General features: G+C 38.9%; 7 protein-coding genes. All 7 read left to right on the top strand.

What is annotated here, in order from left to right; translation table 11 throughout:
- Positions 1-263: 263 nt before the first annotated feature.
- A complete protein-coding gene (locus tag L1765_RS07700) occupies positions 264-1,892 on the top strand; it encodes an ABC transporter substrate-binding protein (RefSeq protein WP_236406126.1) in 1,629 nt (542 codons plus the stop codon).
- A 62-nt stretch (positions 1,893-1,954) separates the two neighbouring features.
- Positions 1,955-2,965, top strand: coding sequence for a nickel ABC transporter permease (nikB, locus tag L1765_RS07695; protein WP_236406125.1), 1,011 nt, complete (start codon positions 1,955-1,957; stop codon positions 2,963-2,965).
- A gap of 24 nt (positions 2,966-2,989) precedes the next feature.
- A complete protein-coding gene (locus L1765_RS07690; RefSeq protein WP_236406122.1) occupies positions 2,990-3,931 on the top strand; it encodes an ABC transporter permease in 942 nt (313 codons plus the stop codon).
- 18 nt (positions 3,932-3,949) lie between these two features.
- Positions 3,950-4,990, top strand: coding sequence for an ABC transporter ATP-binding protein (locus tag L1765_RS07685; protein WP_236406121.1), 1,041 nt, complete (start codon positions 3,950-3,952; stop codon positions 4,988-4,990).
- Entirely contained in the window at positions 4,950-5,975 is a 1,026-nt protein-coding gene (locus L1765_RS07680) for an ABC transporter ATP-binding protein (RefSeq protein ID WP_236406120.1), read from the top strand. Before L1765_RS07685 ends, L1765_RS07680 begins: the two co-directional genes overlap by 41 nt.
- A 17-nt stretch (positions 5,976-5,992) precedes the next feature.
- A complete protein-coding gene (locus tag L1765_RS07675; protein WP_236406119.1) occupies positions 5,993-6,721 on the top strand; it encodes a gamma-glutamyl-gamma-aminobutyrate hydrolase family protein in 729 nt (242 codons plus the stop codon).
- Positions 6,722-6,754: 33 nt separating this feature from the next.
- Positions 6,755-7,867 carry a mandelate racemase/muconate lactonizing enzyme family protein gene (locus tag L1765_RS07670; protein ID WP_236406117.1) on the top strand — a complete coding sequence of 371 codons (1,113 nt, stop codon included), beginning with the start codon at positions 6,755-6,757 and terminating at the stop codon, positions 7,865-7,867.
- Positions 7,868-7,941: the final 74 nt, after the last annotated feature.

Genomic DNA, 7,941 nt, shown 5'->3' with positions numbered 1-7,941 from the left:
TCTGTCTAATAAACGGGCTTGTAAGCACCAAGATTAAGCGACCTCCCTCGCCAGCCGCAAGTCCATTATATCGCATATTGCTTATTTTCATCATCTGATGGTGCCGCGTCAGCGGCATGGATGTCTAATAATAATTCAACCTTTTCAGATGGTCAATCCTTTAGTGGTGACTATTCATTTATCCATCTAAGGAAAGGAGTTGTAAGAGTTCAAGACTTATCATTATGTAAAATTACAAAATTCTAAAAATGAAGGGGGATCTTATGAAGAACTTTAAAGTTGGGTTAATTCTGTTCCTTGGTCTTGTTTTTCTCACCTTACTAACAGGATGTGGCAAAAGTGAAAAAGCTAATACTAATTCTTCCAGTTCACAGGAAAGCACAGCGCAGTCACAGTCAAAAGAAAAAATCGTTTCTTCGAAAGATTATAATGAAAACGCTACTGTCATTGTTGGGATTAAAGGAGGACTGTTAAGTCTTGATCCTGCCAATTATCGCGATCGCGTAACGGAATCGGTTCTTAGAAATATTTTTGATGGATTAGTAACACGTAACGCAAAAGGTGAAGTGCAACCTCTAGTCGCAGAATCATGGGAAAATCCTTCTCCTACGGAATGGATATTTAATATAAGAAAAGGAGTAAAATTCCATGATGGAACCCCGTTAACAGCTGATGATGTGAAGTTTACGTTTGACCGTATCATCACTGAAGGGGGACTAGGCGGGGAAACTTCCCCCAGAAAAGGATTGCTTGGACCGTTAAAAGAAGTCCAGAAGATTGATGATTACAGAGTAAAATTTATTTTAGAAGAGCCATGGCCCATATTATTGAAGATGTTACCTCACCAGCAAATCGTTCCTAAAGCATATATTGAAAGGGTAGGCGATAAAGCCTTTGCTGAAAAACCAATAGGTGCAGGTCCGTTTAAACTTGTGGAGGCCAAATTAGATGAACGAATCGTTCTTGAAAGATTTGATGATTATTATGGCGGATCGCCTGAAATGGAACCTGTTGGTCCAGCAAAAATAAAGACCTTGGTATTTGATGTCATTCCGGAAGTAACCACCAGAATTTCTGCGTTAAAGAGGGGAGAAATACAAAGGGTACACGCTTTGTCTCCGACACTGGTTACTCAATTAAAAAATGATCCAAATATTGAAGTGAAGATGGTTGACGGCACCAGAGTGTTTATGTTAGAGATGAATACTAAAAAGCCGCCGTTTGATAATGTGAAGGTTCGTCAGGCTATGAACTATGCCATCGATATGGATACCATCGTTGAAAAAGTTCTTGAAGGATATGCCACACGGTTAGCAGGTCCGCTGCTTGCCAATGGATTTGGAACCAATCCTGATTTAAAACCATATCCCTATGATCCGGAAAAGGCAAAACAATTGCTGGCTGAAGCAGGATATCCAAATGGATTTCAGTTGGTTATCGATACCGACCAAAATAACAGGGAAGTAGCCGAAGCAGCAGCTGCAAGCTTAAGGAAAGTTGGAATAGACGCCAATACAAGGGTATGGGATTTTGGAGTTCTCAAGCCACTGTTATTAAATGGAGAAAGACAAATGGTTATGACAGACTGGGGGAACTCTACCCAGGATCCATTTGATCTGTTGAATCCGACGATTAAGACAAATGGACGGGGGAATTACAGCCTATATAGCAATCCCCGTGTGGATGAATTGTTAAGCAAAGCGGATGTTGAACTGGATGTAGAAAAAAGAAAGCAGCTATACTATGAAGCCCAACAAATTATCTATGAAGATGCCCCATGGGTATTTGGCTACCAGTTAAAAGAAATAGAAGCAGGTGTGAAAGATCTTCAAGGTTGGGAACCAAGTGCAGATGGTATGTTATATATGCCTGATGCATATATGGTCAAGTAGATAGAGGGAGCGGTTATTCCGCCCCTCTTCCCTTAAAAAACAGAAGGAAAGGGGGTCCTGGCGTGAGATTTGCCAAGATTCTTGAACGAATACTTGCAACATTTCCGATCATGTTTGGAGTTGCTCTTATTGTTTTTTTATTTATGAGATTTACACCCGGTGATCCAGTAGATTTAATGATGGGAGAAGCGGGCAACGTCAGTCAAGAAGAGGTACAAGCATTAAGGGACCAATTTAATCTGGATGAACCTGTCTATATTCAAATCAAAGATTATTTTCAGAATTTGCTGCAGGGGGATCTAGGGGAATCGTTTAAAAAGCGCAGACCCGTATTGGATCTAATCGCTGAAACGCTGCCTGCAACCATTGAACTGGCTATTGCTGCCAGTATATTTGCGATTATCGTAGGAATCCCCATTGGCGTTTATTCTGCAGTCAGGCAAAAAAAACTGGTTGATCGATTGAGTATGGGAGCTTCATTTCTCGGAATATCAATGCCGCCCTTCTGGCTGGGTATCGTATTGATTTTTATTTTTTCCGTGAAATTAGGATGGACACCTGTAAAGGGAAGACTGGATTTCGGTATTGAAATCCAGCGTATTACCGGTCTTTATGTTTTGGATAGTCTGCTAACCAATAATTGGGCCGGTCTAAAGAGTGCTTTAAAGCATTTGATTCTTCCTTCAATTACGTTAGGATCTGCGATGGCTGCAATTGTCGCTCGGGTTACTAGGTCAAGCATGCTTGAAGCGTTAAGCATGGACTATGTTTCTTTTGCCCGAGCCAAGGGACTTGTTGAGTGGAAGGTGATACTCATTCATACCTTGCGAAATGCACTGATTCCAACTGTAACTGTGATTGGCCTAGAGATTGGGGTTCTGCTTGGGGGTAACATGATTGTCGAAACAGTATTTAGCTGGCCTGGTTTGGGAAGGTTGGCCGTAGATGGTATTTTTAATCGCGATTACCCATTAGTTCAAGGGGTCGTTATGTTCTATGCATTTACATTTGTTATGGCAAACTTAATTGTTGATATTATTTATACCTACCTGAATCCCAAATTAAGAATCTAACGGAATGTGGAGGTGAGACTTGAAATGGCTTCAATACAACCCCCTGTAGACAGTTCTACTGATAAAATGATGATACATCCTATTCTGTATAAAATGAAAACAACAAAAGTAAATTTTTTGCTATTTATCAAAAAATTAAGGCAGCACCCTTCAGCTTTTGTGGGAGGTATTGTGATTATCCTGTATATATTGGTTGCAATTTTCGCTCCTGTCCTCGCACCTCACAGTCCTGTTGAAGGAGATCTACTTGATCGTTTAGCACCCCCATTTTGGGAAGAAGAAGGAAGTTGGAAAAATATTCTTGGAGCTGATGAACAAGGGTTAGACCTGTTATCCCGGATTATATATGGCACGCGTATTTCATTATTGGTAGGAGCGATAGCCACTGGAGTATCTGTTGCTACAGGTACGATATTAGGTCTTATTGCAGGTTATTTTCGCGGTTGGTTTGATGAAATCATCTCGAGATTCGCAGATTTGCTGCTGGCTTTTCCATTTTTAATATTTGCCATAGGAATGATGGCATTTTTAGGCCCGGGATTTGTTAATCTTATCTTTGCTCTAACTTTTAAAGGATGGGTGGAGTTTTTTCGAATCGTTCGCGGTCAAGTCATGGCAGAACAAACAAAAGAATACGTGGAGGCTGCAAAAGCTTTGGGAAGAAATCACAGCTCCATTATGATCAGCGAAATATTACCCAATATTGTCCATACGATTTTAGTTTTGGCCACATTACGCCTGGGATACATGATTATTATGGAAGCATCTTTAAGTTTTCTAGGTTTGGGGATTCAGCCACCAACACCGGCCTGGGGCTCAATGATTGCGGCAGGGCGGGATTATATGTTGAATGGATGGTGGATATCAACTTTTCCCGGTATTTTTCTACTCATTTTAGTACTATGCATTAATTTGTTTGGCGAGGGGCTGAGAGACTTGCTCGACCCAAGACTAAAGGCAAAATAACACCGGGGAGGCAATTTAATGCTAAAAATTAGGAATTTAACAGTTTCATACAAGACAGAGAATGGTGAAGTCAAAGCAGTTAATAAAGTGAGTCTCACCATCAAAGAAAGTCAAATCGTAGGGCTAGTCGGTGAATCAGGATGTGGAAAGAGTACCGTTTTATTTTCGCTTATGGGTTTGATCTCTAATTCGGGGAAAATTACAGAAGGCGAAGTTCTGTTTAATGGAAAAGATTTGGTAAAAAACACACCAGAAGCATGGAGAAAAATTAGGGGAAAAGAGATTGCGATGATTTTTCAGGATCCCATGACGACTTTAAATCCTGCTTTTAAAGTGGGAGAGCAGATTAGAGAGTCGTTAAAAATTCATCGGAATTACGACTTGGTCGGTGGGGGATTATTTTCTCGAAGAAAGATAAAACAAAAGGAAAAAGAGCGGGTGTATCAATTAATGAGTGAAGTAGGGATACCTTCGCCAGAGAAAAGGTATCTTGAATATCCTCATCAATTTTCTGGCGGAATGCAGCAGCGGGCCCTTATTGCAACTGCCCTTGCATGTGAGCCCAAAGTTTTGCTTGCTGATGAACCCACTACGGCATTGGATGTAACCATTCAGGCTCAAATTCTAGATTTATTAAAAAAAATAAATGAAGATCATGGAACAAGCATTGTGCTGGTTACACATGACTTGGGAGTAGCGGCAGAATTTTGTGATGAAATTGCTGTCATGTATGCGGGTGAGATTATTGAATATGGACCTGTTGATGAAATAATGGAACATCCAAAACATCCATATACTCAAGGGTTATTGAGATCCATACCGCAAATATCTGACGAGGAAATAGAAATAGAGCCAATACCGGGACAAGTTGCAGATTTGGCAAATTTGGATAGCGGATGTTCATTTTATCCGCGTTGTTCTCATCGTCACAATGAATGCAAAAAACCTGTTCCCATATTAAATATGGACAATGAAAGGCAGGTTCGCTGCGTCCTCTACAGAAAGGAGGAAGGAGTACATGAACATTCTTCAAACGGCAGACGAAGCATCTCAATATAACCGGAAAAAGAAATTGATAGAATTAAAAAATGTAAAAAAGCATTATATTCAAAAGCCTTCCTTGTTGGAGAGACTCATTACAAAGCAAAAGGAACGGGTTATACATGCGGTTGATGATATAAGTTTAGTCATTTATTCCGGGGAAACATTGGGCTTGGTAGGTGAAAGCGGGTGTGGAAAATCAACCCTTGGCCGAACGATCATAAAGCTGCATGAGCCTACATCTGGTGAAATCATCTATGAAGATATGAATTTAAACAAGATAAGGGGTCAGGAATTAAAAAAGTTTAGACAAAAGGCTCAAATCATATTTCAAAACCCTTATTCATCATTAAATCCTCGTAAAACAGTCCGTGAAATTTTGCGAATTGCTCTGCTTGGCCGAGGAGTTTCCAATTATTTAGAGCAGGAGAAAGAACTTAGGGTATTAGTGGATAAGGTTGGATTATCAGCAAGACATCTTGATAACTACCCTCATCAATTCAGCGGAGGACAGCGTCAGAGAATTGGAATTGCCCGAGCCTTAGCCATGAATCCGGAATTTATTGTTGCTGATGAGCCCGTTTCTGCCCTTGATGTTTCTGTTCAGGCTCAAATTATAAAGCTATTAAAGGAGCTTCAAAGGGAAATGTCTTTGACCTATTTATTTATCACCCATGACTTAAGTGTGGTTCATTATGTCAGTGATCGCATAGCAGTGATGTATTTAGGGAGATTAGTGGAATTGGCAGAAACGAAAAAGCTTTTCCAGAATCCAAAACATCCTTATACACAGGCCCTCTTATCCTCCATTCCTACAATTCATAAAGAGAAAAGAAGACAAAGGATTATTTTGCAAGGGTCGGTATCAACACCTCTTGAAGCACCTAAAGGATGTTCATTTTATAACCGTTGTGCTGAAAGAATTCATGGAGTTTGTGACAAAGTTCCACCACTGTGGCAAGAAAAGGATAACCATTGGGTTGCATGCCATCTTTATCAATAAAAAGAAGGGAAGATTTTATGAAAGCTGTTATAGGTATTACCTGTTCTTTTACGGAAGAGGAGGACCTTTTTGACTCTAAATTTCACTTGTTTGCAAGCTATGTGAAAGCCATTCAAATATCAGGGGGAATTCCCATTCTCATCCCCATATCACAAATTGAGAATATTTCACATGTTTTAGATCTAATAGATGGATTGCTGCTTAGTGGTGGTGGAAATTCATCAAGACTAAAAACAATGTCGAGATTACCCAATCTATATGAACAGAACCCATTTAGACATGAATTTGATACTGCTATTACAACACATGCTTTGAAACGGAAAATGCCAATTTTGGGAATTTGCCGTGGGCATCAAACGATAAATGAAGTTATGGGAGGTACAATGCATTTAAACTTACAGGATATTACGTCTCACAATCATTTACAGACAGAAAAGGCAAATATCTCTACCCATTTAATTAAAATTACGGAAAGTTCCCAAATGTTTAAATGCTATGGGGAAAAAATGGTAAGGGTAAACAGCTTTCATCGACAGGCAGTGGATAAGCCTGGAAATGGATTAAGAGTAACGGCAGTATCCGAAGATGGAATAGTTGAAGCCATTGAAGGTATAAATTATCCTTTCCTTTTAGGAGTGCAGTTTCATCCAGAAAATATGCTATCGGTACATGAAGGGCATAGAAGTGTATATGATGAATTTGTGAAAGCTTCTCAGGATTATCGTGAATCCAAATGTGGAGAATAAAGGCACTTATTAATACAGGGAAGGGATGAATGTATGAAGATTAAAAAAGTGGATATTTTCGGAATAAAAATTCCATTAAAGGAACCCTTTATAATAGCTTACGAAACTTATACCGAAATACAAACCATAATATTAAAAATGGAAACAGATGATGGATACATTGGTTTTGGGGAAGGTACTCCTGATCAATATGTAACAGGGGAAACTTGGGAAAGTACTTTAGTGATTTTAAAAAATGAACTGGCTCCTTTGATAATAGGCGAACATCCATTTTCAATAGAAAATATTCACAATAAAATGCACAGGAAAATTAAAGGTGTTCCAACGGCCAAAGCAGCTATAGACATCGCCTGTTATGATTTGATGGGAAAAATTGCTAAACAACCTTTATGTCGTCTTCTTGGTGGATCGGTCCATGATGTGATCACCATTCCATATGTGCTTAGCATGAAAGAGCCAGAAAAAATGGCTTTAGATGCTTTACATGCCGTTCAACTTGGGTTTTCTTCGATTAAAATCAAAGTTGGTTCTGATCCTTTTCAGGATATACAACGGATAAAAGCAGTTAGGGATGTAGTTGGTCCCCAAATAAAACTTAGGGTTGATGCTAATCAAGGATGGTTTGACTATTCTACTTCAGTTCGAGTAATAAATGAAATTGAAAAATATCATATTGAGTGGGTCGAACAACCTGTTCATGCAGATGAGATTAGCTTGATGTCCGACATACGAAAGCGAACGAATATACCAATTATGATTGATGAGGGGTTACATGGGAAAAAAGAACTTCTTGAAGTAATCAAAACAAAAGCGGCAGATATAATAAATATTAAACTTATGAAATGTGGGGGCATTTATCCGGCGTTAAGTCTTATTTCTATGGCTGAAGCAGCGGGAATTCCCTGTCAAATTGGTTCTATGGTTGAATCAACAGTAGCAACAGCTGCAGGAGCACATTTATCTTATTCAAGAATAAATATTATGGCTAATGAGATGATAGGGCCTATTATGTTCTTAAGGGATATATCTTCTTTGTGTTATGAAAAAGATAAGCTTTTATTGTCAGAGAAACCTGGTCTTGGAGTGGAAGTTAATTTGAATGCTCTTCATGAATTAACACATCATCATTACACGATAAGTTTTTAAAAAATAAAGTATTAAAATTTTTTACATCATTAATAATTGACACATTTATTTGAGTGGGTTAATTTTTATATAAA

It is taken from the genome of Microaerobacter geothermalis (assembly GCF_021608135.1).
GTDB lineage: Bacteria > Bacillota > Bacilli > DSM-22679 > DSM-22679 > Microaerobacter > Microaerobacter geothermalis.
The sequence above is the reverse complement of the archived record's forward strand: the minus strand, read 5'-3'. Positions and strand labels throughout refer to the sequence as shown.